The sequence below is a fragment of the Microbacterium sp. NPDC059771 genome (assembly GCF_042732495.1).
GTDB lineage: Bacteria > Actinomycetota > Actinomycetes > Actinomycetales > Microbacteriaceae > Microbacterium > Microbacterium sufflavum.
In genome coordinates this window covers 2,209,922-2,234,065 of the sequence record NZ_JBHWHK010000001.1, presented here as the reverse complement: position 1 = coordinate 2,234,065, position 24,144 = coordinate 2,209,922, and the positions used below count along the sequence as shown (strand labels likewise).

The window sequence follows — 24,144 nt, the reverse complement described above, 5'->3', positions numbered from 1 at the left end:
CCGCAGCACCGTCTTCGCGACGAACCCCGTCGCCTGATCAGGAGGTCCCCCCCATGGCCGGACGCAACAACGGCATCATCGATCCCCCCATCGACAACCTGCTGGAGCGCGTCGACTCCAAGTACGAGCTCGTGATCTACGCGGCCAAGCGCGCACGCCAGATCAACGACTACTACTCCGACCTCCACGAGGGCAACCTGTTCGACAACGTCGGTCCGCTCGTGGACTCGTCCGTCGAGGACAAGCCGCTGACCATCGCGCTGCACGAGATCAACGAGGACAAGCTCCGCCTGCGTCACGCGGAGTGACTCGACGACCGCGCCGCCGCTTCGTCGGTGGCGCGGTCCAGAATGGGTGCCACACCCTCCCCCCGTCCGTCCCCGTTCTGGAGCATCGATGAGCGCGCTGCGTCTGTTCACGTCCGAGTCCGTCACCGAAGGGCACCCGGACAAGATCTGCGACCAGATCTCGGACAGCATCCTCGACGGCCTGCTCGCGAAGGACCCGGGGTCCCGTGTCGCCGTCGAGACGCTCGTCACGACCGGGCTGGTGCACGTCGCCGGAGAGATCCGAACCGACGCCTACGTCGACATCCCGACGATCGTGCGCCAGGTGGTCAACGGCATCGGCTACACATCGTCCGACACCGGGTTCGACGGGGACTCCTGCGGCGTGAGCGTCTCCGTCGGGGAGCAGTCCACCGACATCGCGCACGGCGTCGACAACGCCCAGGAGCACCGTGACGGCACGTCGGTCGATCCGCTCGACGGCCTCGGCGCCGGCGATCAGGGCATCATGTTCGGCTTCGCGACGAACGAGACGCCACAGCTCATGCCGATGGCCGCGTGGACGGCGCACCGCATCGCCGAACGCCTGACCGAGGTGCGCCGCAGCGGCCTGCTGCCGTATCTCCGCCCCGACGGCAAGACCCAGGTCACGCTCGGGTACGACGGCTTCACCCCGAAGACGATCGACGCGGTCGTGCTCTCCACGCAGCATCACCCCGACATCTCGCAGGACGAGCTCAAGGCGCAGGTGCGCGAGCACGTGATCGACCCCGTCCTGGCGACCACGGGCCTCGCGCTCGACGACGTGACCTACTACATCAACCCCGCCGGTCCGTTCGTGACGGGCGGGCCGAAGGGCGACGCGGGCCTCACCGGACGCAAGATCATCATCGACACGTACGGCGGTGCCGCGCGTCACGGTGGCGGCGCGTTCAGCGGCAAGGACCCGTCCAAGGTCGACCGTTCCGGCGCCTACGCCACACGCTGGGTGGCCAAGAACGCCGTGGCGGCGGGACTGGCCGACCGCCTCGAGGTGCAGGTCGCCTATGCGATCGGTGTCGCGCGCCCCGTGGGGCTCTACGTCGAGACGTTCGGCACCGGCCGGGTGTCGGACGAGGTCATCACGCGCGCGATCGAGGAGGTGTTCGACCTGCGCCCGCAGGCGATCATCGAGCAGCTCGACCTGCTGCGCCCGATCTACGCGCAGACCGCGGCGTACGGCCACTTCGGGCGCGAGCTCCCCGACTTCACGTGGGAGCGCACCGACCGCGCCGACGAGCTGCGCCGCGCTGCCGGGCTCTGAGGGGGCCGAGGTCCTGATGTCGCCCGAGAGCCGTCGCATCGCGCGCGTGCTCCTCGACTCGCCGCTGCCGCAGCTCGACCGGCTCTTCGACTACGCCCTTCCCGCCGAGCTCGGGCCCGTCGAGCCCGGCGTGCGGGTGAAGGTGCCGCTGCGCACCGCCGGCCGCGTGGTGGACGGCTATGTGGTGGAGGTCGACGTCGAGAGCGACGCGGAACGACCCCTGTCCGAGGTGGAGACCGTGGTGTCGGCGGTCCCGGTGCTGCCCGACCGCCTGTACCGCCTGGCGCGGCGGGTCGCCGACCGTGCCGCGGGCTCGGCGTCCGATGTACTGCGGCTCGTGATCCCGAAGCGACAGGTGCGCGTGGAGAAGGCCTGGCGCGCCGACGCCCCGGTCGTGGCGCCCGACGCCGAGCAGTCGGCCGAGGCGGAGCGTGTGCTGGCGGCGTACGACGGTCTCGATGCCGTGCTCGACGAGGGAGGCCGCGCCGCGGTCGAGGCCATCCCGCAGCTGGACGACGGCGCACAGGGCTGGGCGCGACTGCTCGCGGCCGCGGCGGCGCGCACTCTCGCCGCGGGACGCTCGACGATCCTCGTGGTGCCCGACCATCGCGACCTCGACCGTCTGCTCGCGGCGCTCGAGGCCGTGGTGCCTCCGGAGGCCGTGGTGCGGCACGACTCGCGCCAGGCGAACCCCGACCGCTACCGGGCGTTCCTGCGGACCCTCGAGGACGCCCCGTGCATCGTGGTGGGCAACCGCTCGGCCGTGTACGCCCCGGTGACGGCGGGCCTGGTGGTCGTGTGGGACGACGGGGACCCGCTGCTCGGCGAGCCGCTCGCCCCCTATGTGCACGCGCGTGATGCGGCGCTGCTGCGGCAGGAGTCGGAGGGCTCCGCGCTGCTGTTCGCCGGGCACACCCGCACGACGGAGGTCGAGCGGCTCGTGGCGCGCGGCTGGCTGCGCGACGTGCGGGCCGGGCGCCGGGTGCTGCCGCGCGTGCTGCTGAGCACACCGCAGGAGCTGGAGCGTCCCGCCGCCCAGAGGCTGCCGTCGTCGGCGTTCCTCGCGGCGAGGGCGGCGGCCGCGGAGGGGCCCGTGCTGGTGCAGGTGTCGCGCCCGGGGTTCTCGCCGTCGCTCGTGTGCGCGGACTGCCGGACCCCCGCGCGCTGCGCCCACTGCGGCGGGCCGCTCGGCGCGCGGCATCGCGGTGCCGTTCCGGTGTGCGGCTGGTGCGGGCGCGGCGCGAGTGCGTGGACCTGTCCGGCGTGCTCGTCCCCGCGGCTGCGGCTGGCGTCGTCGGGCAGTGAGCGCACCGCGGAGGAGCTCGGCAGGGCGTTTCCCGGCGTGCGCGTGATCGTGGCGGACGGCAGCCACCCCGTGGAGCGGGTGGACGCCCGCCCCGCGCTCGTCGTGGCGACCCGCGGCGCCGAGCCCCTCGCGGAGGGCGGGTACCGCGCGGTCGTGCTGCTGGACGGGCCGCGCATGCTGCAGTCGCCCGACTTGCGGATCGGCGAGGCGTGTCTGCGCTGGTGGTCGAACGCTGCCGCGCTGGCCGCCCCCGGGGCTCCGGTGCATCTGGTGGGGGTGGACGGCGCGGTCGCCAAGGCCCTCGCGACGTGGAACCAGGCGGGCTACGCGCGCTCGGAGCTGGAGAACCGTGCCCCGCTGCACATGCCGCCCACCGCGCGCGTCGCGCTCGTGGAGGGCACGTCGGCCGCGGTCGCCCGCGCTCTTGCCGCGCTCGGGGAGCTGTCGCTGCCGTCCGACGCCGTGCTCGGCCCCGTCCCCGTCGAGGGCGACGACGACCCTCCGCGCGTGCGCGCCCTGGTCCGCTTCGACTACGGCGCCGGGGTGCGGGTGGCGACCGTCCTGCGCGCAGCCGTGGTGGCGGAGGCCGTGAACGGACGGCGGGGCCGAGCGCGCGCGGCCCGGAGCGCGCTCACGGTGCGCCTCGATATCCTCGATCCAGAGCTCTGACCCCTTCCGGAGAACCTTCATGCGCCTCGTCTTCGCCGGCACGCCCTCCGCTGCCGTGCCCACACTCCATCGCCTCGCTGCGGAGCACGACATCGCCGCGGTGGTGACGAGACCGGATGCGCCGCTCGGCCGCAAGCGCGTGCTGACGCCGTCGCCCGTCGCCCAGGCTGCCGCAGAACGGGGCCTCCCGGTCATCCGGGCGGCCCGTCTGGATGACGCGGTGACCGCGGAGATCGCCGCGCTCGAGCCCGAGCTGGGCGTGATCGTCGCCTACGGCGGGCTCGTGCGCGAGCCGTTGCTGTCGACGCCGGACGCCGGGTGGATCAACCTGCACTTCTCCCTGCTGCCCGCCTGGCGTGGCGCGGCGCCGGTGCAGCGCGCGCTGATCGCGGGCGACGAGGTGCTGGGCGCCAGCGTCTTCCAGCTCGTGCCGGAGCTCGACGCGGGCGACGTGTTCGCACGGCGCACCGTGGCGGTGCCGTCGTCGGCGACGGCCGGCGAGGCGCTGGAGGCGCTCGCGCGCGACGGCGCCGACCTGACCGCGGAGGTGGTCGCGGCGATCGCGGCGGGAGAGGCGCGGGCGGTGCCGCAGGAGGGCGAGCCGACGTTCGCGGCGAAGCTGAGCCTGGCGGACGGACTCCTCGACTTCACGCAGCCCGTGTCGTCGGTGTTCGCACGGTTCCGCGGGGTGACGCCCGAGCCCGGCGCCCACACGACGGTGGACGGACAGCGCCTGAAGATCCTCGCCGCCGAGCCCGCGGCCGGGGAGGAGCAGGTGCCTCCCGGCGTGCTCTCGGGCACCAGGACGGCGCTGCTGATCGGCACCGCGACCGCGCCCCTCGCGGTGACCCGCGTGCAGCCGGCAGGCAAGGGGGCGATGAACGCCGCCGACTGGTGGCGGGGCCTGCAGGGCGGCGAGCGACGGGCGGGATCGTGAGCAGGCAGGAGGGACACCAGCAGCCGGGGGTCCGCCGTCCCCGACCCGCAGCGCGCACCGACGAGCGCGGGCCCCGACGGACGGTGCAGCCGGCGCGGCTCGTCGCCTACGAGGTGCTGCGGGCGGTGTCCGACTCCGACGCGTACGCCAACCTCGTGCTTCCCCCGGCGATCGCGGAGGCCGGGCTGGACGCGCAGGACGCGGCCCTCGCCACCGAGCTCACCTACGGGACGCTGCGCCGCCGAGGCACGTACGACGCGGTGATCGCGGCGGCCGCGGATCGCAGCACCTCCTCGATCGATCCGGCCGTGCTGGACGCACTGCGGCTCGCGGTCCATCAGCTCCTGGCGACCAGGGTCGCCTCGCACGCGGCCGTGAACGAGTCGGTGAACCTCGTGGCGACGCGGGCGGGCCGTGGCGCGGCCAGTTTCGCGAACGCGGTGCTGCGTCGCGTGGCGCGCGAGTCGCCCGGGCAGTGGATGGAGCGCATCGAGGCCGAGGCGCGCTCCGACGATGAGCGTCTCGCCCTCCGCGCGGCGCATCCGGTGTGGGTCATCCGGGCACTGCGGCGCGCAATGGCGGCCGAGGGCAGGGTCGACGAGCTCGACGCCCTGCTCGAGGCCGACAACGCGTCGCCCGAGGTGACGCTGGTGGCCCTCCCCGGGCTCGCGCAGCCGGGTGAGCCCCGCCGCCCGTTCGCGCCGACCGCGTTCGCGTCACCCGGGGGCGACCCTCGTCGTCCGGTCGCGGAGTCCGCCGGCACGGTGCGCGTCCAGGACGAAGGGTCGCAGCTCGTCGCCCTCGCGCTGGCCGCCGCGGCACCGATCCGGGCGGGGGAGCGGTGGCTCGACCTGTGCGCCGGGCCGGGCGGCAAGACGGCGCTGCTGGCCGCGATCGCCCGCGAGCACGAGGTGACGTTGGAGGCCAACGAGGTCGTGCCGACGCGCGCTCGACTGGTGCGGAAGGCCCTGCGGGCCGTCCCCGGAGACGTGACCGTGCACGAGCGCGACGGCAGAGAGCTGGCGCGCGAGAACCCCGGCGGGTTCGACCGCATCCTCGTGGACGCGCCGTGCACCGGGCTGGGAGCACTGCGACGTCGTCCGGAGGCGCGCTGGCGCAAGACGCCCGCCGATGTGTCCGAGCTCGTGCCGCTGCAGGTGGACCTGCTGTCCGCCGCTCTCGACGCGCTCGCTCCGGGCGGCGTCGTGGCCTATGTCACGTGCTCGCCGCACCTGGCCGAGACCACCGGGGTCGTGCGGGAGGTGCTGCGGGACCGCGCCGACGTGGTGGAGCTGGATGCGCGGCGCGTGGTGCGCGACGTCTCCCGCTCGCCGATCGACCTCGCCGACGACGGTCGTGCCGCCACGGGCAGCGCCCAGCTGTGGCCGCACCGCCACGGCACCGACGCCATGTTCCTCGCGCTCCTGCAGCGCACCGACGACACCGAAGGGTAGGACAGAGACCGTGGAGCTTCCTCGCGCACCGCGCATCAACCCGAGCATCCTCGCCGCCGACTTCGTCAACATGCAGACGGAGCTCGCCCGCATCGCGACGGCCGACTTCGCCCACGTCGACGTGATGGACAACCATTTCGTGCCCAACCTCACGTTCGGGCCGCAGATGGTGCAGCGCATCCAGGAGACCAGTCCCGTCCCGCTCGACGTGCACCTCATGATCACAGACCCCGAGCGCTGGGCACCCGGGTACGCGGAGCTGGGCGCGGCGAGCGTCACCTTCCACCTGGAGGCCGCGGTCGACCCGGTGTCGCTCGCGCGGCGGTTGCGCGACATCGGTGCCAGAGCCGGTGTCGCGGTCAAGCCGGACACCCCGGTCGAAGGACTGTTCCCGGTCCTCGACGAGTTCGACCAGATCCTGGTGATGACGGTGGAGCCCGGGTTCGGCGGTCAGGGGTTCATGCCGGAGACGATGCCGAAGCTGCGCGCGCTGTCGGAGGAGGCACGACGTCGAGGGTCGCAGGTGTGGCTCCAGGTCGACGGGGGGATCTCCGACGACACGATCGCGCAGGCGGCGGCCGCGGGGGCGGACACCTTCGTCGCGGGCTCGGCCGTGTACGGGCAGGACGACGTGGAGGCGGCGGTCTCGCGGCTCAGGCACCTCGCGCGAGCCGCTAGCCTGGAATCGTGAAGACTTTCGACGAGCTGTTCGCCGAGCTCAGCGTCAAGGCCGAGACCCGACCGGAAGGGTCGGGCACGGTCGCGGAGCTCGACGGCGGCGTGCACACGATCGGCAAGAAGATCGTGGAGGAGGCCGCCGAGGTGTGGATGGCGGCCGAGTACGAGTCCGACGAGGCGGCGGCGGAGGAGATCTCGCAGCTGCTGTACCACCTGCAGGTGATGATGCTCGCGAAGGGCCTCACCCTGCAGGACGTCTATCGACATCTGTGATGCGCTCCGCCCCCACTCCTTCGAACTGAAAGCCGTTCATGCTGCGCATCGCCGTTCCCAACAAGGGCTCGCTGTCCGAGACCGCCGCCGAGATGCTCGCGGAGGCGGGCTACGCCGGCCGCCGCGACCCCAAGACCCTGCACGTCGTCGACACCGAGAACGACGTCGAGTTCTTCTTCCTGCGTCCGCGTGACATCGCCACGTACGTCGCCTCCGGCGCCCTCGACGTCGGCATCACCGGACGCGACCTGCTGCTCGACGTGCAGCAGCCGGCGCGCGAGATCGAGCAGCTCGGCTTCGGCGCGTCGACGTTCCGCTTCGCCGGCCCTCCCGGACGCTTCACGTCGATCGACGACCTCGACGGCGTGCGCGTGGCCTCGGCCTACCCCGGACTGGTGGGCTCGTTCCTCCGGGAGCACGGCGTGAACGCCGAGCTGGTGCAACTCGACGGTGCGGTGGAGTCGGCCGTGCGCCTCGGCGTCGCCGATGCCGTCGCCGACGTGGTCTCCACGGGGACCACGCTGCGACAGGCGGGGCTGGAGATCTTCGGCCCCGTCATCCTGGAGTCCGAGGCCGTGCTGATCAGCCGCCCGGGTGACGCGGACGGCGTCGACACGCTGCTGCGCCGTCTCCGAGGCGTCATGGTGGCCCGCCGGTACGTGCTCCTCGACTACGACCTGCCGACCGAGCTGGTCGACCAGGCGGTCGCGATCGCTCCCGGCCGGGAGTCGGCCACCATCTCCCCGCTGCGCGACCCGGCCTGGGTGGCCGTGCGCGTGATGATCCCGCGTCGCCGGGTCAACCAGGTGATGGACGACCTGTACGCGCTGGGGGCCAGGGCGATCCTCGTCACGGCGATCCACGCGGCGAGGCTCTGATGACTCTCGCGAGCAGGGTCATCCCGTGCCTCGATGTGGCCGACGGCCGCGTCGTGAAGGGCGTGAACTTCGAGAACCTGCGCGACATGGGGGATCCGGTCGAGCTCGCCCGGCACTATGCGGCGCAGGGCGCGGACGAGATCACCTTCCTCGATGTGACCGCGACCGTCGACGCGCGGGCCACGACCTACGACGTCGTGCAGCGCACCGCCGAGCAGGTGTTCGTGCCGCTGACGGTCGGCGGGGGAGTGCGCAGCGTGGAGGACGTGGCCCGGCTGCTGTCCGTCGGCGCCGACAAGGTGGGGGTGAACTCCGCCGCGATCGCCCGGCCCGAGCTGATCGGCGAGATCGCGGACCGCTTCGGCGCTCAGGTGCTCGTGCTCTCGCTCGACGTGAAGCGCGCCGACACGACGCATTCCGGTTTCGTCGTCACGACGCACGGCGGTCGCACGCAGACCACGCTGGACGCTCTCGACTGGGCCAGGGAGGCCGCGGAGCGCGGGGCGGGTGAGCTGCTGGTGAACTCGATCGACGCGGACGGAACACGCGACGGGTTCGACCTGGAACTCGTCCGGCTCATGCGCGAGGCGGCGCCGGTGCCCGTGATCGCCTCCGGCGGCGCCGGACGAGCGACCGATTTCGCCCCGGCCATCAAGGCGGGTGCCGACGCCGTGCTCGCGGCGAGCGTCTTCCACACGGGAGCGCTCACGGTCGGCGACGTGAAGGACGCGCTGCGCGCGGAGGGGGTGCTGGTCCGATGACGGAGGCGCAGCAGGGGCAGAGCGAGCCGGATGTCGAGGCGCGCATCGCCCAGGTGGCTTTCACGGCCGAGGGCCTGGCGCCCGCGATCGTGCAGCAGTGGGACACGCGCGAGGTGCTGATGCTCGCATGGGTCGATGCGGAGGCGCTGCGGCGCACGCTCACGTCGGGTCGTGCGACGTACTGGTCGCGGTCCCGGCAGGAGTACTGGCGCAAGGGCGACACCTCCGGGAACATCCAGGTGGTGCGCGAGGCCCGACTCGACTGCGACGGCGACGCGATCCTGCTGCTGGTCGACCAGACCGGCCCGGCGTGCCACACGGGGACCCGCACGTGCTTCGACACGACCGACCTGGGTGCCGTCGACGGATCGGCGGCGTCGTGAGCCTCGCCCGGCGGGGGCGCTCGCTCGCGGTCTCCGGCTTCCTGCTCGCCGGCGCCCTCGGCATCATCTCCTCCACGCAGACCTGGTTCACGGTCGAGCGCGCCGATGCGGGAGAGGCGATCCTCGTGCCGGGGGCCGCGGCGATGGTGCTGCTCGCGCCGCTGAGCCTCGCGGTGCTGGCGCTCGGCGCGGCCCTGTCGATCGCCGGTCGCGCGGTGCGACTGGTCTTCGGGGTGCTCGCCGCGGTCGCGGCGGTGTTCCTCGGCTGGTCGACCGTGCAGCTGCTGGTCGCTGAGCCCTTCGACGCCGTCGCCGCGACCGTGACCGAGACCACGGGGCTCGCGGGCGACACCGCCGTGCACGAGGTGGCGGCGCACATCGTGGCGTCCGCGTGGCCGTGGGTCGCGCTCGTCGGCTGGGTGATCCTGCTGCTCGCGGCCGTGCTGGTACTGGTCACCTGGCGTCAGTGGAAGTCGGGCGGCCGCCGTTACCGCACCGAGACCGCGCACCCCGCGACGCACGAGGGCCCGGTCGACGCGGTCGACTCGTGGGACGACCTGTCCCGCGGGACGGATCCCACGCGCTGACCCCGATAGACTGAACACATCCGCACGTCGTCCCCGGAGGAAACATGACCAACCCGATCGCCGACCCTGGCCACGGACACTCGCCTGCGGCCTGGACCGCCGTCGTGATCATGCTCGTCGGCTTCACCGCCGCGACCGTCGCGTTCTGCTTCGAGCAGCCGACCCTGGTCTGGATCTCCGCCGCGCTGATCCCGATCGGGGCCATCGTGGGTTGGGCGCTCGCGAAGGCGGGCTACGGCGTGAAGGGCCCCAAGTACTCCCCGAAGGCGCACTAGTGGTCCTCGCCGACCTGACGGCCGGCGCTGTCGCAGACGCCGAGCGTCGCTCCCTCTCCCGGCCGATCGAGGTCGTCGAGCGCGAGGCTCTCGCGCGCCCGGCGGCGAAGGACGCCCTGGCGTTCCTCGCTCCCGCCGAGCGGGTCAAGATCATCGCCGAGGTCAAGCGGGCGAGCCCGTCCCGTGGCGCACTCGCCGAGATCCCGGACCCCGCCCACCAGGCGTCGCTGTACGAGCAGGGCGGCGCCTCGGCGATCAGCGTCCTGACCGAGGAGCGCCGTTTCGGCGGCAGTCTGGCGGATCTCGAGGCCGTGACCGCGCGGGTGTCGCTGCCGGTGCTGCGCAAGGACTTCATCGCCACGCGGTATCAGGTGCTGGAGGCGCGGGCGGCGGGTGCTGATCTCGTCCTGCTGATCGTCGCCGGGCTCGAGCCGGAGGTGCTGCGCGACCTGTACGCGTTCATCCTGGAGCTCGGCATGACCCCGCTCGTCGAGACGCACTCGGCGGAGGAGCTCGACGTGGCGATCGATCTCGGCGCCGCGCTGATCGGCGTGAACGCGCGCGACCTGAAGACCCTCGAGCTCGACCGTGACCTCTTCGGTCGGCTCGTCGACCGCATCCCGGACACGGCGATCAAGATCGCGGAGTCCGCGGTGCTCACCCCCGCCGATGTCGCGCACTACCGTTCGGCCGGTGCCGACGTCGTGCTGATCGGTGAGGCCCTGGTGACCGGAGATCCGATCGCCACGCTCGAGAGCTTCCTGGAGGCGAAGTGAGTCTGCGTGACCAGCACGGCCCGTACTTCGGTGACTTCGGCGGCCGGTTCATGCCGGAGTCGCTGATCGCCGCGATCGACGAGCTGACGGTCGCGTACGAGGAGGCGATCGCCGATCCGGAGTTCCGTGCCGAGCTGGCCCACCTGCTGTCCTCCTACGCCGGACGCCCCTCGGCGCTGACCGAGGTGCCGCGGTTCGCCGAGCACGCCGGGGGCGCGCGGGTGTTCCTCAAGCGCGAGGACCTCAACCACACCGGCTCGCACAAGATCAACAACGTGCTGGGCCAGGCGCTGCTCACCAAGCGCCTCGGCAAGACCCGGGTGATCGCCGAGACGGGTGCAGGACAGCACGGTGTCGCGACGGCCACCGCGGCGGCCCTGTTCGGCCTGGACTGCACGATCTACATGGGCGAGGTCGACACCGAGCGCCAGGCGCTGAACGTCGCCCGCATGCGCCTGCTGGGCGCCGAGGTCGTGCCGGTGACCTCGGGCTCGCGCACGCTGAAGGACGCGATCAACGACGCGTACCGCGACTGGGTCGCCTCGGTCGAGACCACGAACTACATCTTCGGCACCGCCGCGGGGCCGCACCCGTTCCCGGCGATGGTCCGCGATTTCCAGAAGATCATCGGCGAGGAGGCGCGCGCCCAGCTGCTCGACGAGGTGGGCCGGCTGCCCGACGCGGTGTTCGCGTGCGTGGGCGGCGGCTCGAACGCGATCGGCATGTTCGACGCGTTCCTCGACGACGAGGGCGTGCGCCTGTACGGCGTCGAGGCGGCCGGCGACGGCGTCGACACCCCGCGGCACGCGGCGTCGATCGAGCGCGGTCGTCCCGGTGTGCTGCACGGCGCGAAGACCTATGTCCTGCAGGACGAGGACGGCCAGACGGTCGAGTCGCACTCGATCTCTGCCGGGCTCGACTATCCCGGCGTCGGCCCGGAGCACTCGTGGCTGGCCGACATCGGCCGCGCGGAGTACATCCCGGCGACCGACGACGAGGCGATGCAGGCCCTGCGGCTGCTGAGCCGCACCGAGGGCATCATCCCGGCGATCGAGTCCGCGCACGCCCTCGCGGGAGCCCTGCGGATCGGCCGCGAGCTCGGACCGGACGCCGTCCTGGCGATCTGCCTCTCCGGCCGGGGCGACAAGGACATGGACACGGCCGCCCGGTACTTCGAGCTCTACGACGAGGCGGCGCTCGCGCACGACGCGACCGAGGAGAGCTCCGCCGAAGAAGCCGCCTCGAAGGGAGAGCCGCAGCTGTGAGCCGCGTCGAACAGGCCATCCAGCGCGCGCACGACGCCGGCCGCAGCGCCTTCGTCGGCTACCTGCCCGTCGGCTTCCCCGACCTGGAGACGAGCATCCAGGCGGCGATCGCCCTCGCCGAGAACGGCGTGGACATCATCGAGCTCGGGCCGCCCTACAGCGACCCCGTGATGGACGGCGCGATCATCCAGGAGGCGACGACCGCCGCCCTCGCCGCCGGCTTCCGGATGAAGGACCTCTTCACCGCGATCCGCGCGATCACCGCCGCGACCGACGTCCCGGTGCTCGTGATGACCTACTGGAACCCGGTGCTGCAGTACGGCGTCGATCGCTACGCCGACGATCTGCTGGCGGCGGGCGGCGCCGGGCTGATCACGCCCGACATCACGCCGGACGCGGCGGCGGAGTGGATCGCGGCGAGCGAGCGGACCGGGCTCGACCGGGTGTTCCTGGCCGCGCCGACCTCGTCGGACGAGCGCCTCGAGCTCGTGGTGAAGTCGTCGACCGGTTTCGTGTACACCGTCTCCACGATGGGCATCACGGGGGAGCGGGCCGAGCTCGATCGCGCCGCACGCACCCTCGTCGCCCGCCTGCGCGAGCACGGCGCCCTGCGCGCCTGCGTCGGCATCGGCATCTCCACCGCCGAGCAGATCGCCGGTGTCTCCGAGTACGCCGACGGCGCCATCGTCGGCACCGCGCTCGTGCGCGCCCTGCGCGACGGCGGCGTCCCCGCCCTCGCGGCCGTCGCCCGAACCCTCGCCACCGGCACGTCGTCGGTGCGCTCCGTCCCCGAGAACTAGAATCGCACTCATGTCCCTCGCGCTCCCCAGCAGCTTCACCGGCGTGCTCGCCAGCATCCCGAGTCCTCCCGTCGCGTACATCGACCTGGGCCCGGTGCGGATCCACTTCTACGCGCTCTGCATCATCGCCGGCATCATCGTCGCGGTGCTGCTGACCAACCACCGCCTCACGAAGCGCGGTGCGGAGCCGTGGGTCGTGATCGACATCTCGATCCTCGCGGTGCCGCTGGCCATCATCGGCGCCCGCATCTTCCACGTGCTGACCCACCCGAACTTCTACTTCGGCGAGGGCAAGAACACCTGGAACCCCTTCGAGCCCGGCTCGGTGTGGGCGATCTGGGAGGGCGGCATCGCCATCTTCGGCGCGCTGATCGGCGGCGCCATCGGCGCGTACCTCGGCTGCCGCTGGACCGGTATCCGCTTCTGGACGTTCGCCGACGCACTCGCTCCCGGGCTGCTGCTCGCGCAGGCCATGGGCCGGTTCGGCAACTGGTTCAACCACGAGCTCTTCGGCCTGCCGACCGACCTGCCGTGGGGCCTCGAGATCGAGTCCACCAACTCGGCCTTCCCTCCCGGGCTCCCCGAGGGCACGCTGTTCCACCCGACGTTCCTGTACGAGGTGCTGTGGAACGGGCTCGGCGTGATCGTGCTGCTGTGGCTGAGCCGCAAGCTCTTCTTCCAGTGGGGCCGGCTGTTCGCGATCTACCTCATCTGGTACAGCGCTGGTCGCATCGTGTGGGAGTCGATCCGCATCGACCCGAGCGAGATCATCCTGGGTCTGCGCAGCAACGTCTGGGCGGCGATCATCGGCGTCGTCGTCGGCCTCGTCATCCTCGTGGTGCAGACGCGCCGTCACCCGGGTCTGGAGCCTTCGCCGTATCAGCCCGGCCGCGGCCGGAAGGACCTGGACGCTGATGTACAATCGCAAGACAATCCCTCTGATTTCGTGGACGTGAGCGAGCCTCCGACCGACGAGGTCACCGCAGGAGCCACCGCCACAAGCACTGCTCCCACGAGCGAGGACGGCTCCCGATAACGCCGCGTCCCGCGGCGGGAGAACCATTGCACTGAACGAGCGGGCCGACGACGTCCCCGGGTTTCACTGAAGATCTGAGGACGGTAACTGGTGTACTTCCAGCCCCCTTACGGCGCCTCCGGCGCATACCCCCCGAAGCAGGGCATGTACAACCCGGCGTTCGAGAAGGACGCCTGCGGCCTGGCCATGGTCGCAACGTTGCGCGGCGAAGCCGGGCACGACATCATCGCGCTGGCCCTCGAGGCCCTGCGCAACCTGGAGCACCGCGGGGCCATCGGGTCCGACGCGGGCACGGGAGACGGGGCCGGCATCCTCACGCAGATGCCAGACGCCTTCCTCCGCGCGGTCACGGGCTTCGAACTGCCGCCCGTGGGGGAGTACGCCGCAGGACTCGCGTTCCTGCCTCGCGACTCGAGCGAGCGCCGCCAGCAGAAGGCCGGCATCGAGAAGATCGCGCGCGCCGAGGGCCTCCGCGTCCTCGGGTGGCGTGAGGTCCCCACCGCGAACGAGAACCTCGGCAAGCTCGCCGACGAGGCCCGCCCCGCGTTCGAGCAGCTCTTCGTGAGCGCCGGCGGGGCCACGCACGCCGACGCGCCGCTCACCGGCATCGCCCTCGACCGCGTCGCCTACCGCCTGCGCAAGCGGGCCGGCCACGAGCTCGGGGCCTACTTCGTGTCGCTGTCCAGCCGCACCCTCGGCTACAAGGGCATGGTCACCACGCTGCAGCTGGAGCCGTTCTACCCCGACCTGCAGGATGAGCGGTTCGCGTCCGAGCTCGCGGTCGTGCACTCCCGCTACTCCACCAACACGTTCCCGTCGTGGCCGCTCGCGCAGCCGCTGCGCATGCTGGCGCACAACGGCGAGATCAACACGGTCGGCGGCAACCGCAACTGGATGCGCGCCCGCCAGTCGCAGCTCGAGTCCGAGCTGCTCGGCGACATCTCGCCGCTGCTGCCCATCTGCACCGACGGCGCGAGCGACTCGGCCTCGTTCGACGAGGTGCTCGAGCTGCTCACCCTGACCGGTCGCAGCCTGCCGCACGCGATCATGATGATGGTGCCGGAGGCGTACGAGAAGCAGGCCGACATCACGCCGGAGCTGCGCGCGTTCTACGAGTACCACTCCAACCAGATGGAGCCGTGGGACGGCCCGGCCGCGCTCATCTTCACCGACGGCACGCTGGTCGGCGCGACGCTCGACCGCAACGGACTGCGCCCGGGGCGCTGGACCGAGACCACCGACGGACTGGTCGTGATCGGCTCGGAGACGGGCGTGCTGCACTTCGAGCCCGAGCGCATCAAGCGCCGCGGACGTCTGCAGCCCGGCAAGATGTTCCTCGTCGACACGGCCCAGCGCCGCATCGTCGAAGATCGCGAGATCAAGCAGGAGCTGGCGACGCTGCACCCGTGGCAGGAGTGGCTCGACGCGGGGGCCGTGCGCCTGGCCGACCTGCCCGAGCGCGAGCACATCGTGCACCCGCCGGCGTCGATCACCCGCCGCCAGCGCACCTTCGGGTACACCGAGGAAGAAGTGCGCATCCTGCTGACCCCCATGGGCCAGACCGGCGTCGAGCCGCTCGGTGCCATGGGCTCGGACACCCCGATCGCGGTGCTCAGCAAGCGCCCGCGACTGCTGTTCGACTACTTCACGCAGCAGTTCGCCCAGGTCACGAACCCGCCGCTGGACTCGATCAGGGAAGAGGTCGTCACGAGCCTCAAGCTCGGCCTCGGTCCCGAGTCGAACCTGCTCAGCTGGGGTCCGGAGCACACCCGCACGGTGTCGCTCGACTTCCCCGTGATCGACAACGACGAACTGGCGAAGATCCGCCACATCGACAAGGCGCTGCCCGGCCGGTCGAGCGCGACGATCCGCGGCCTGTACCACTTCGACTCCGGCCCGCACTCGCTCGCAGAGCGCCTGACGGAGATGTGCGCCGAGGTCGACCAGGCCATCGCGGACGGCGCGGAGTTCCTCATCCTGTCCGACCGCGACTCCAACAAGGACCTCACGCCCATCCCGTCGCTGCTCATGGTGTCGGCGATCCACCACCACCTCATCCGGCGCGAGAACCGCATGAAGGTGGGCCTGATCGTCGAGGCCGGCGACGTGCGCGAGGTGCACCACGTCGCGACGCTGATCGGCTACGGCGCGTCGGCGATCAACCCGTACCTGGCGATGGAGACGGTCGAGCACCTCGTCCGCACCGGCTACATCACCGGCATCACGCCCGAGAAGGCGGTCAAGAACCTGATCTACGCGCTCGGCAAGGGCGTGCTGAAGATCATGTCGAAGATGGGCATCTCCACCGTGTCGTCGTACGCCGGCGCCCAGGTGTTCGAGGCCGTCGGTCTCAGCCAGGAGTTCATCGACGCCTACTTCACCCGCACGGAGTCGAAGCTGGGCGGCATCGGGATCGAGGAGATCTTCGCCGAGAACCAGGCGCGGCACGACTACGCGTACCCCGAGGATGCCGCAGCCCGCGCGCACGAGCGCCTGTGGACGGGTGGCGAGTACCAGTGGCGCCGCGACGGCTCCCCGCACCTGTTCAACCCGGAGACGGTGTTCAAGCTGCAGCACTCCACCCGGACGCGGCGGTACGACATCTTCCGCGAGTACACGAAGCTCGTGGACGAGCAGGCGGCCGAGCTCAAGACCCTCCGCGGACTCTTCACGCTGCGCACCGGCACCCGCAAGCCGGTCCCGCTCGACGAGGTCGAGCCGGTGTCCGCGATCGTGAAGCGCTTCTCGACCGGGGCGATGAGCTACGGCTCCATCTCCAAGGAGGCGCACGAGACCCTGGCGATCGCGATGAACCGGATCGGCGGCAAGTCGAACACCGGTGAGGGCGGCGAGGACCCCGACCGTCTGGTCGACCCCGAGCGGCGCAGTGCGATCAAGCAGGTGGCCTCCGGCCGCTTCGGCGTCACGAGCCTGTACCTCACCGAGGCGGACGACATCCAGATCAAGCTCGCCCAGGGCGCGAAGCCCGGCGAGGGCGGTCAGCTGCCGCCGACGAAGGTGTACCCGTGGGTCGCGCGCACGCGTCACGCCACGGCCGGCGTCGGGCTCATCTCGCCGCCGCCGCACCACGACATCTACTCGATCGAAGACCTCAAGCAGCTCATCTTCGACCTGAAGCGCGCGAACCCCGAGGCACGCATCCACACGAAGCTGGTGAGCCAGTCCGGCATCGGTGCGGTGTCGGCGGGTGTGGCGAAGGCGCTGAGCGACGTCATCCTTGTGTCCGGCCACGACGGCGGCACGGGTGCGAGCCCGCTGAACTCCCTCAAGCACGCGGGTACCCCCTGGGAGCTGGGGCTCGCCGAGACGCAGCAGACGCTGATGCTCAACGGCATGCGCGACCGCGTGGTGGTGCAGGTCGACGGCCAGCTCAAGACCGGGCGCGACGTCGTGATCGGCGCGCTGCTCGGCGCGGAGGAGTTCGGCTTCGCGACGGCTCCGCTCGTGGTGAGCGGCTGCATCATGATGCGCGTCTGCCACCTGGACACCTGCCCGGTCGGCGTCGCCACGCAGAACCCGGTGCTGCGCGATCGGTTCACGGGCAAGCCGGAGTTCGTCGTCAACTTCATGGAGTTCATCGCGGAAGAGGTGCGCGAGCTCCTCGCCGAGCTGGGCTACCGCTCGATCGACGAGATCGTCGGACGCACCGAGCTCCTGGAGACGAATGCGGCCGTCGAGCACTGGAAGGCCGAGGGTCTCGACCTGAGCCCCGTGCTGGAGGGCCCGGCGTTCCCGGCCGGCGAGCCGCGCCGCAGCGGTCGCGCGCAGGACCACGAGCTCGACAAGCACTTCGACGTGCAGCTCATCGACATCGCGAAGGGGGCGCTGCTCAACGGCGAGCCCGTCGTGGTGGAGCTGCCGATCGCCAACACGGAGCGCGCGGTGGGCACGATGCTCGGCCATCAGGTGACGTCGCGGCACGGTGCCACCGGGCTGCCGAAGGAGACGATCGACGTCACCCTCACAGGGACCGCGGGGCAGTCGCTCGGCGCGTTCCTCCCGCCGGGCATCATCCTCCGCCTCGAGGGCGACGCGAACGACTACGTCGGCAAGGGCCTCTCGGGCGGCGACATCACGATCCGTCCGCCGCGCGGGGCGTCGATCGCACCGCACGAGAACGTGATCGCGGGCAACGTGATCGGCTACGGCGCGACCTCGGGCACGATGTTCATCTCCGGTGTCGTCGGCGAGCGGTTCCTGGTGCGCAACTCCGGGGCGACCGCGGTCGTCGAAGGCGTGGGCGACCACGCCCTGGAGTACATGACCGGCGGGCTCGCGGTGATCCTCGGGCCGACCGGGCGCAACTTCGGCGCCGGCATGTCCGGGGGAGTGGCCTATGTGCACGCCCTCGACACCGCGAAGGTGAACGCGCAGTCGCTCGGCAGCGGAGAGCTGCGGCTGGAGCCGCTGGACCGCGCCGACCTGGAGGTGCTGCGCGGACTGCTCGTCGAGCACGTCGAACGTACGGCGTCCCCGCGCGCGACCGAGCTGCTGGACGACTTCGACGCGCGCGCGGCGGAGTTCGTGAAGGTGCTTCCCCGTGACTTCGCCGCCGTGCGGAGCATGCGCGAGGAGGCTCTGGCCGAGGGGATCGACCCCGACGGCGACATCGTGTGGAACCGCATCCTGGAGGTGACCGGTGGCTGACCCCAAAGGCTTTCTGAAGGTGACCGAGCGGGAACTTCCCGCTCGCCGTCCGGTGCCGGTGCGCATCATGGACTGGAAAGAGGTCTACGAGCCGGGCGACAAGGCCGTCCTGCGCCGTCAGGCCGGTCGCTGCATGGACTGCGGTGTGCCGTTCTGCCACTCGGGCTGCCCGCTCGGCAACCTCATCCCCGAGTGGAACGACCTCACGTGGCGCGGTGAGGGCCGGGCCGCGATCGAGCGTCTGCACGCCACGAACAACTTCCCGGAGTTCACCGGTCGCCTGTGCCCGGCGCCCTGCGAGAGCTCGTGCGTGCTGGGCATCAACCAGCCGGCGGTCACGATCAAGCAGATCGAGGTCTCCATCATCGACGAGGCCTTCGCGAAGGGCTGGGTCGAGCCCGAGCCGCCGCAGCGCCTCACCGGCAAGACGGTGGCCGTCGTCGGCTCGGGGCCCGCGGGCCTCGCCGCCGCCCAGCAGCTGACGCGCGCGGGGCACACGGTCGCGGTGTTCGAGCGCGACGATCGCATCGGCGGGCTGCTGCGCTACGGCATCCCCGACTTCAAGATGGAGAAGACGCAGCTCGAGACGCGTCTGCGCCAGATGCAGGAGGAGGGGACCCGGTTCCGTGCGGGTGTCGAGATCGGCAAGGACATCTCCTGGGCCGACCTCCGCGCGCGGTACGACGCGGTCGTGATCGCGACCGGAGCCACGGTTCCCCGCGACCTGCCCATCCCCGGGCGCGACCTCGACGGCGTGCACTTCGCGATGGAGTACCTCGTGGAGTCCAACCACGCGGTCGCCGGCGACGCGGTGCCAGGGCAGATCACGGCCGAGGGCAAGCACGTCATCGTGATCGGCGGCGGCGACACCGGTGCGGACTGCATCGGCACGGCGCACCGTCAGGGAGCGCTGAGCGTGACGAACCTGGCGATCGGCAAGCAGCCCGGCGACACGCGCCCCGACCACCAGCCGTGGCCGATGATGCCGACCGTGTTCGAGGTGTCGTCCGCGCACGAGGAGGGCGGGGAGCGCGTGTTCCTCGCCTCCACGGTGGAGTTCCTGTCGAACGAGGTCGGCGAGGTGCGCGCGCTGCGGGTGGCCGAGACCGAGTACATCGACGGACGCCGGGTTCCCAAGAGCGGCACCGAGCGGGAGATCCCCGCCGATCTCGTGCTCATCGCGATGGGCTTCACGGGTCCGGAGCAGGACGGCTACACGGAGGACACCCGTCCGCAGGTGACCGGCCGCGGCTCCTTCCACCGCGACGCGTCGTACGAGTCGTCGGTGCCCGGCGTGTTCGTGGCCGGTGATGCCGGACGCGGGCAGTCGCTCATCGTGTGGGCCATCGCGGAGGGTCGTGCGGCGGCGGCGAACGTCGATCGCTACCTCATGGGCACCACGGTGCTGCCCGAGCCGGTGCGTCCGAGCGATGTCGCGATCGGTCTCCAGCCCGCGTAGGCTGGGGCAGGCACCGTCGCCCGAACGTTCATCCCCCACTTCTACCCTGGAGAGTTCTTTGAGACGCGCGAAAATCGTCGCCACTTTGGGTCCGGCCACCTCGACGTATGAGACGGTGCGTGCACTGATCGATGCGGGTGTGGACGTGGCACGTCTGAACCTCAGCCACGGCGACTACTCCGTGCACGAGAATAACTACGCGAACGTGCGTCGCGCGGCGGAGGACTCCGGCCGTGCCGTGGCGATCCTCGTCGACCTGCAGGGACCGAAGATCCGTCTCGGCCGTTTCGAGGACGGGCCGTACGAGCTCGCCAAGGGCGACATCTTCAAGATCACCACCGAAGACATCATCGGCAACAAGGAGATCTGCGGCACCACGTTCAAGGGGCTGCCCCAGGACGTGAAGCCCGGTGACTTCCTGCTGATCGACGACGGCAAGGTCCGCGTCGAGGTGGTCGAGACCGACGGCGTCACCGTCACCACGCGCGTGGTCGTCGCCGGCGCCGTGTCGAACAACAAGGGCATCAACCTGCCCGGTGTCGCCGTGAACGTCCCCGCTCTGAGCGAGAAGGACGAGGACGACCTGCGCTGGGGTCTGCGCACGGGTGCCGACCTCATCGCTCTGTCCTTCGTGCGCAACGCGGAAGACGTGTCGCGCGTGCACGAGATCATGGCGGAGGAGGGCGTGCGCGTCCCCGTGATCGCCAAGATCGAGAAGCCGCAGGCGGTCGATGCGCTGGAGGAGATCGTCGACGCGTTCGACGGCATCATGGTCGCCCGTGGCGACCTGGGTGTCGAGCTGCCTCTGGAGGCCGTGCCGATCGTGCAGAAGCGCGCGGTGGAGCTCGCCCGGCGCAACGCGAAGCCGGTGATCGTGGCGACGCAGATGCTCGAGTCGATGATCAACAGCCCGGTGCCCACGCGCGCGGAGACCTCCGACGTCGCGAACGCGGTGCTCGACGGCGCCGACGCGGTGATGCTCTCGGGCGAGACCAGCGTGGGCGACTACCCGGTCGTCGTGGTGGAGACCATGGCCCGCATCATCGAGTCCACCGAGGAGCACGGCCTGGAGCGGATCCTCCCGCTGACGACCAAGCCCCGCACGCAGGGTGGTGCCATCACGCTGGCCGCCCTCGAGGTCGCGGAGTTCGTCGACGCGAAGTTCCTCTGCGTCTTCACCCAGTCGGGCGACTCCGCCCGCCGCCTGTCGCGTCTGCGCTCGCGCATCCCGATGCTGGCGTTCACCCCGGAGCCGGCGATCCGTCGTCGGATGGCGCTCACGTGGGGCCTGCGCTCCACGCTGGTCGACATGGTCCAGCACACCGACCTGATGTACCACCAGGTCGACGAGTACTTGCTCGAGAACGGCCTGGCGGTCGAGGGCGACAAGGTCGTCGTGATCTCCGGTTCCCCTCCCGGGATCGTGGGCTCGACGAACGACCTCCGCGTGCACAAGGTGGGCGACGCGATGCGTGGTGCTGCGCCGATCTACAAGGCCGGCGTCTGACGCACGAGGTGTCCGGAAGGGGCGGGGCTACGGCCCCGCCCCTTCCGTATGTCCCGGGCCCGCGTCAACCCTCTGCGACCGCGCGGGCGGGGCGGATAGCGTGGGCGCATGGTCGTTCGTACGCGCCTCGTGCTCACGTCGGGGTTGATGTTCCGCCTTCGGGAGACTCCGCGACCGGCGGGATCCGTCGTCCCCACGATGGTGCTGGTGCACGGCATCGGCATGTCGCACCGCTACCTGTCCCGCCTGCACGAGGCGCTCGCGGAGCACACCCGTGTGGTGTCGATGGATCTTCCGGGCTTCGGCGGACTGCCCAAGCCCTCCGTCGACGTCGGGGTGGAGCGGATGGGCAGTGCACTGGCCGAGGTGATCGGAACGCTCGGCGATGACCGCGTGGTGCTCGTCGGACACTCGATGGGCGCGCAATGGACCGTGGAGGCTGCTCTGCACCGCCCGGAGTACGTGCGCGCCGTGGTCGCGATCGGCCCGGTCGTGGACGAGCGGTGGCGCACGATTCCGGCACAGGCGCGTGCCCTCGCGATCGACACCGTGGGGGAGACGCCCGCGATCAACACGATCGTCTTCACCGACTACCTCCGCTGCGGCGTGCGGTGGTATCTGCGGCAGGCGCGCCACATGATCGGCTATCGGCTTCAGGAGCGGGTGGCGGAGCTGACCGTGCCGCTGCTGGTGATCCGCGGGGGAGCGGATCCGATCGCGGGTCGCGCGTGGTGCCGCCGGCTGCGGGACAGCGCCCGCGTCTCGCGTCTCGTCGAGATTCCCGGTCACCACCACGTGGCCCAGCAGTCCGCGCCCCGCGCCGTCGCGTCGGCGATCCTGACGCACACGGCCGGTGCCTGGCCGCACGCTGCGACGTCGGGAAGCATAGGCGAGAAGCGGAGCGCGCCATCGACGTCGTGAGGAGGCTGGGCTGGTGGGCCGCCGACTACGCGTATGCGGGGTTCTGGCAGGTCCGCTCCTTCTTCGGACGAGATGACGCGAGGGCGTTCACCGACGGAGATGGCGTGCCGATCGTGGTGCTCGCCGGGGTGTACGAGACGTGGCGGTTCCTGGAGCCGCTCATCGTCGCGCTGCACCAGCGGGGTCATCCGGTCCACGTGGTGGATGCGCTGCGGCGCAACCGGTTCCCGGTCGCGGACGAGGCGGAGCAGATCGCGGAGCATCTGCGTGCGCGCGACCTCACCGGGGTGATCCTCGTCGCGCACAGCAAGGGAGGTCTGGCGGGCAAGCTCGCCATGACCGGACCGGAGGGGCACCGCATCCGGGCGATGCTGGCGGTCGCGACGCCGTTCGGAGGTTCCCGGTACGCCCGGCGCATGCCGGGGCGGGTGCTGCGCGCCTTCTCTCCGGACGACCCGTCCATCCTGGCGCTCGCGCGCGAGGTCGAGGTCAACGCCCGGATCGTGTCGGTCTATGCGGAGTTCGACCCGCACATCCCCGAGGGCAGCGCGTTGCCGGGGGCGAAGAACGTCGTGCTCGACACCGGCGGCCATTTCCGCATCCTCGCCCATCCCCGGGTGCTCGCCGAACTCGCGGCACTGGCGGAATCCTGAGCGCTCACCCGCAGGTATCGCGGGGCTCCCGTGGCGAGTCCAGCGTCGGGAGCCACAGGAGGAGCTCGGGCAGGGTCGCGTACGCCGCATAGCCGTGGTCGACCGCCGGGAACCGGTGGTAGGCGACATCCGTCCCCGCCGCGCAGAGGCGGGCGACGTACCCGTCGGTCGCGGCGGGACGCACGAGCTCGTCCGCCTCACCCTGGCCGACGAGCACGGGGACCGTGATGGGCTGGCCGCCCGCGCTGTTCTCGGCGAGCATCGTCCGCCAGGGCTCGGTCGTGGCGGGATCGGCGGTGACGTAGGAGCCGACCAGGGGCTCGGCGATCGCGTGGATCTCCTCGGTGTGGGTCAGCAGGCAGAGCGCGGCCATGTCGGGAGTCGCAGCCGCGCCCTCCGGGGTCAGGATCGACAGGATAGCCTCCTCGCCGAACCGTTCGGCGTAGGCATCCCGGTAGGCGGCGATGGCGAACGAGGCGATGGTGATCCCGGAAACGTCGACGATGTCGTCGGTCGTCAGGGCGTTGAGATCGGCCGCCGGCGCCGCCACCGCCACCCCGCGCACCGAGAGCTCGGGCGCGTACGTCTCGGCTCGCTCGGCGGCGAAGAGCGCCGCCTGACCGCCCTGGGAGTGCCCCCACAGCACGACGCGAGCGCTCGTCCCCGCCCCGTCGAGGCGGCCGGCCGCACGCACGATGTCCAGCACGCTGTGCGCCTCCGGGACGCCCAGCAGATAGGACGACGCGCCCTCCACACCGAGGCCCGGATAGTCGGTGGCCACGACGGCGTATCCCTCGGCGAGCAGCTCGTGCATCCCGGCGATGAGCTCGAACGGATCGAGCGCGAGCGACGGGGCGCACGCCGTCGCCGCTCCCGTGGTCGGGTGCGCCCAGGAGACGACCGTGCGTCCGTTCTCCGGCGCCGGCCCCTCGGGCACGACGACCAGGCCGGACACGGCGATGTCCGAACCGGCCAGGTCGCGGGAGTGGTACAGCACGCGCCACGCTCTCGTGCCGACGGGAGCACTGTCGATCTCCTCGGAGCGGATGAGCGAGCCCGGGGCTCCGGAGGGCAGCGGGGTCGGGGCGGTGACGAAGGCCGGATCGCTCGCGCGCTCCGCCTCCTCCGCGCTCGTGCGCCTGAACACCTCGGCGGCGATCAGGAGCAGGATGACGAGCGCGACCGCCAGGACGACGAGAGTGGCCCGCGCGGTGCGATGCGACCTCCGGGCATGCGCTGCCGGTGCGTCCCCGCTGTGCATAGAGCAT

22 protein-coding genes are annotated in these 24,144 nt (G+C 71.4%); 21 read left to right on the top strand and 1 reads right to left on the bottom strand.

Going from position 1 to position 24,144, the window contains the following annotated elements; all coding sequences use genetic code 11:
• Positions 1–53: 53 nt before the first annotated feature.
• The 21 genes from rpoZ (at position 54) to ACFV3I_RS10545 (ending at position 22,876) form a co-directional block, all read left to right on the top strand.
• Positions 54–308: a DNA-directed RNA polymerase subunit omega gene (rpoZ, locus tag ACFV3I_RS10645; RefSeq protein WP_025103490.1), complete on the top strand. Its 255-nt coding sequence runs from the start codon at positions 54–56 to the stop codon at positions 306–308.
• Between the two features lie 88 nt (positions 309–396).
• On the top strand, positions 397–1,590 hold the full coding sequence (gene metK / locus ACFV3I_RS10640; protein ID WP_136033699.1) for a methionine adenosyltransferase: 1,194 nt from the start codon (positions 397–399) through the stop codon (positions 1,588–1,590).
• A gap of 16 nt (positions 1,591–1,606) precedes the next feature.
• On the top strand, positions 1,607–3,565 hold the full coding sequence (locus ACFV3I_RS10635) for a primosomal protein N' (protein WP_378822780.1): 1,959 nt from the start codon (positions 1,607–1,609) through the stop codon (positions 3,563–3,565).
• 19 nt (positions 3,566–3,584) lie between these two features.
• On the top strand, positions 3,585–4,502 hold the full coding sequence (gene fmt / locus ACFV3I_RS10630; RefSeq protein WP_378803694.1) for a methionyl-tRNA formyltransferase: 918 nt from the start codon (positions 3,585–3,587) through the stop codon (positions 4,500–4,502).
• An 83-nt stretch (positions 4,503–4,585) separates the two neighbouring features.
• A complete protein-coding gene (locus tag ACFV3I_RS10625; protein WP_378823222.1) occupies positions 4,586–5,956 on the top strand; it encodes an RsmB/NOP family class I SAM-dependent RNA methyltransferase in 1,371 nt (456 codons plus the stop codon).
• A 10-nt stretch (positions 5,957–5,966) separates the two neighbouring features.
• Entirely contained in the window at positions 5,967–6,647 is a 681-nt protein-coding gene (gene rpe / locus ACFV3I_RS10620; protein WP_136032437.1) for a ribulose-phosphate 3-epimerase, read from the top strand.
• Positions 6,644–6,907, top strand: a complete 264-nt coding sequence (locus ACFV3I_RS10615; protein WP_136032435.1) for a phosphoribosyl-ATP diphosphatase — start codon at positions 6,644–6,646, stop codon at positions 6,905–6,907. The genes rpe and ACFV3I_RS10615 overlap by 4 nt, the downstream gene beginning before the upstream one ends.
• 38 nt (positions 6,908–6,945) lie before the next feature.
• Positions 6,946–7,785 carry an ATP phosphoribosyltransferase gene (gene hisG, locus ACFV3I_RS10610; RefSeq protein ID WP_136032433.1) on the top strand — a complete coding sequence of 280 codons (840 nt, stop codon included), beginning with the start codon at positions 6,946–6,948 and terminating at the stop codon, positions 7,783–7,785.
• The gene (hisF, locus tag ACFV3I_RS10605) at positions 7,785–8,546 is read left to right on the top strand and encodes an imidazole glycerol phosphate synthase subunit HisF (RefSeq protein ID WP_136032431.1); all 762 of its coding nucleotides are present in this window, start codon (positions 7,785–7,787) and stop codon (positions 8,544–8,546) included. The genes hisG and hisF overlap by 1 nt, the downstream gene beginning before the upstream one ends.
• Positions 8,543–8,929 (top strand): phosphoribosyl-AMP cyclohydrolase, encoded by a 387-nt coding sequence (hisI, locus tag ACFV3I_RS10600; protein WP_247638789.1) that lies wholly within the window; start codon positions 8,543–8,545, stop codon positions 8,927–8,929. Before hisF ends, hisI begins: the two co-directional genes overlap by 4 nt.
• A complete protein-coding gene (locus ACFV3I_RS10595) occupies positions 8,926–9,516 on the top strand; it encodes a Trp biosynthesis-associated membrane protein (protein ID WP_136032427.1) in 591 nt (196 codons plus the stop codon). The genes hisI and ACFV3I_RS10595 overlap by 4 nt, the downstream gene beginning before the upstream one ends.
• Positions 9,517–9,560: 44 nt before the next feature.
• A complete protein-coding gene (locus tag ACFV3I_RS10590; protein WP_136032424.1) occupies positions 9,561–9,791 on the top strand; it encodes an HGxxPAAW family protein in 231 nt (76 codons plus the stop codon).
• Positions 9,791–10,567: an indole-3-glycerol phosphate synthase TrpC gene (gene trpC / locus ACFV3I_RS10585; RefSeq protein WP_378803693.1), complete on the top strand. Its 777-nt coding sequence runs from the start codon at positions 9,791–9,793 to the stop codon at positions 10,565–10,567. Before ACFV3I_RS10590 ends, trpC begins: the two co-directional genes overlap by 1 nt.
• A complete protein-coding gene (gene trpB, locus ACFV3I_RS10580; RefSeq protein WP_136032420.1) occupies positions 10,564–11,832 on the top strand; it encodes a tryptophan synthase subunit beta in 1,269 nt (422 codons plus the stop codon). Before trpC ends, trpB begins: the two co-directional genes overlap by 4 nt.
• The gene (trpA, locus tag ACFV3I_RS10575; RefSeq protein ID WP_378822779.1) at positions 11,829–12,632 is read left to right on the top strand and encodes a tryptophan synthase subunit alpha; all 804 of its coding nucleotides are present in this window, start codon (positions 11,829–11,831) and stop codon (positions 12,630–12,632) included. Before trpB ends, trpA begins: the two co-directional genes overlap by 4 nt.
• 10 nt (positions 12,633–12,642) lie before the next feature.
• Positions 12,643–13,668, top strand: a complete 1,026-nt coding sequence (lgt, locus tag ACFV3I_RS10570; RefSeq protein ID WP_136037337.1) for a prolipoprotein diacylglyceryl transferase — start codon at positions 12,643–12,645, stop codon at positions 13,666–13,668.
• A gap of 144 nt (positions 13,669–13,812) precedes the next feature.
• Positions 13,813–18,336 (top strand): glutamate synthase large subunit, encoded by a 4,524-nt coding sequence (gene gltB, locus ACFV3I_RS10565; RefSeq protein ID WP_136044697.1) that lies wholly within the window; start codon positions 13,813–13,815, stop codon positions 18,334–18,336.
• Positions 18,329–19,795 (top strand): glutamate synthase subunit beta, encoded by a 1,467-nt coding sequence (locus ACFV3I_RS10560; RefSeq protein ID WP_247638788.1) that lies wholly within the window; start codon positions 18,329–18,331, stop codon positions 19,793–19,795. The genes gltB and ACFV3I_RS10560 overlap by 8 nt, the downstream gene beginning before the upstream one ends.
• Before the next feature lie 58 nt (positions 19,796–19,853).
• On the top strand, positions 19,854–21,302 hold the full coding sequence (pyk, locus tag ACFV3I_RS10555) for a pyruvate kinase (protein ID WP_136032411.1): 1,449 nt from the start codon (positions 19,854–19,856) through the stop codon (positions 21,300–21,302).
• A gap of 108 nt (positions 21,303–21,410) precedes the next feature.
• Positions 21,411–22,223 (top strand): alpha/beta fold hydrolase, encoded by an 813-nt coding sequence (locus ACFV3I_RS10550; RefSeq protein ID WP_247638787.1) that lies wholly within the window; start codon positions 21,411–21,413, stop codon positions 22,221–22,223.
• A complete protein-coding gene (locus tag ACFV3I_RS10545; RefSeq protein WP_240744594.1) occupies positions 22,220–22,876 on the top strand; it encodes an alpha/beta hydrolase in 657 nt (218 codons plus the stop codon). The genes ACFV3I_RS10550 and ACFV3I_RS10545 overlap by 4 nt, the downstream gene beginning before the upstream one ends.
• Positions 22,877–22,880: 4 nt before the next feature.
• Here the strand turns inward: ACFV3I_RS10545 and ACFV3I_RS10540 are convergent, their stop codons facing one another.
• Positions 22,881–24,137 carry an alpha/beta fold hydrolase gene (locus tag ACFV3I_RS10540; RefSeq protein ID WP_378822778.1) on the bottom strand — a complete coding sequence of 419 codons (1,257 nt, stop codon included), beginning with the start codon at positions 24,135–24,137 and terminating at the stop codon, positions 22,881–22,883.
• Positions 24,138–24,144: the final 7 nt, after the last annotated feature.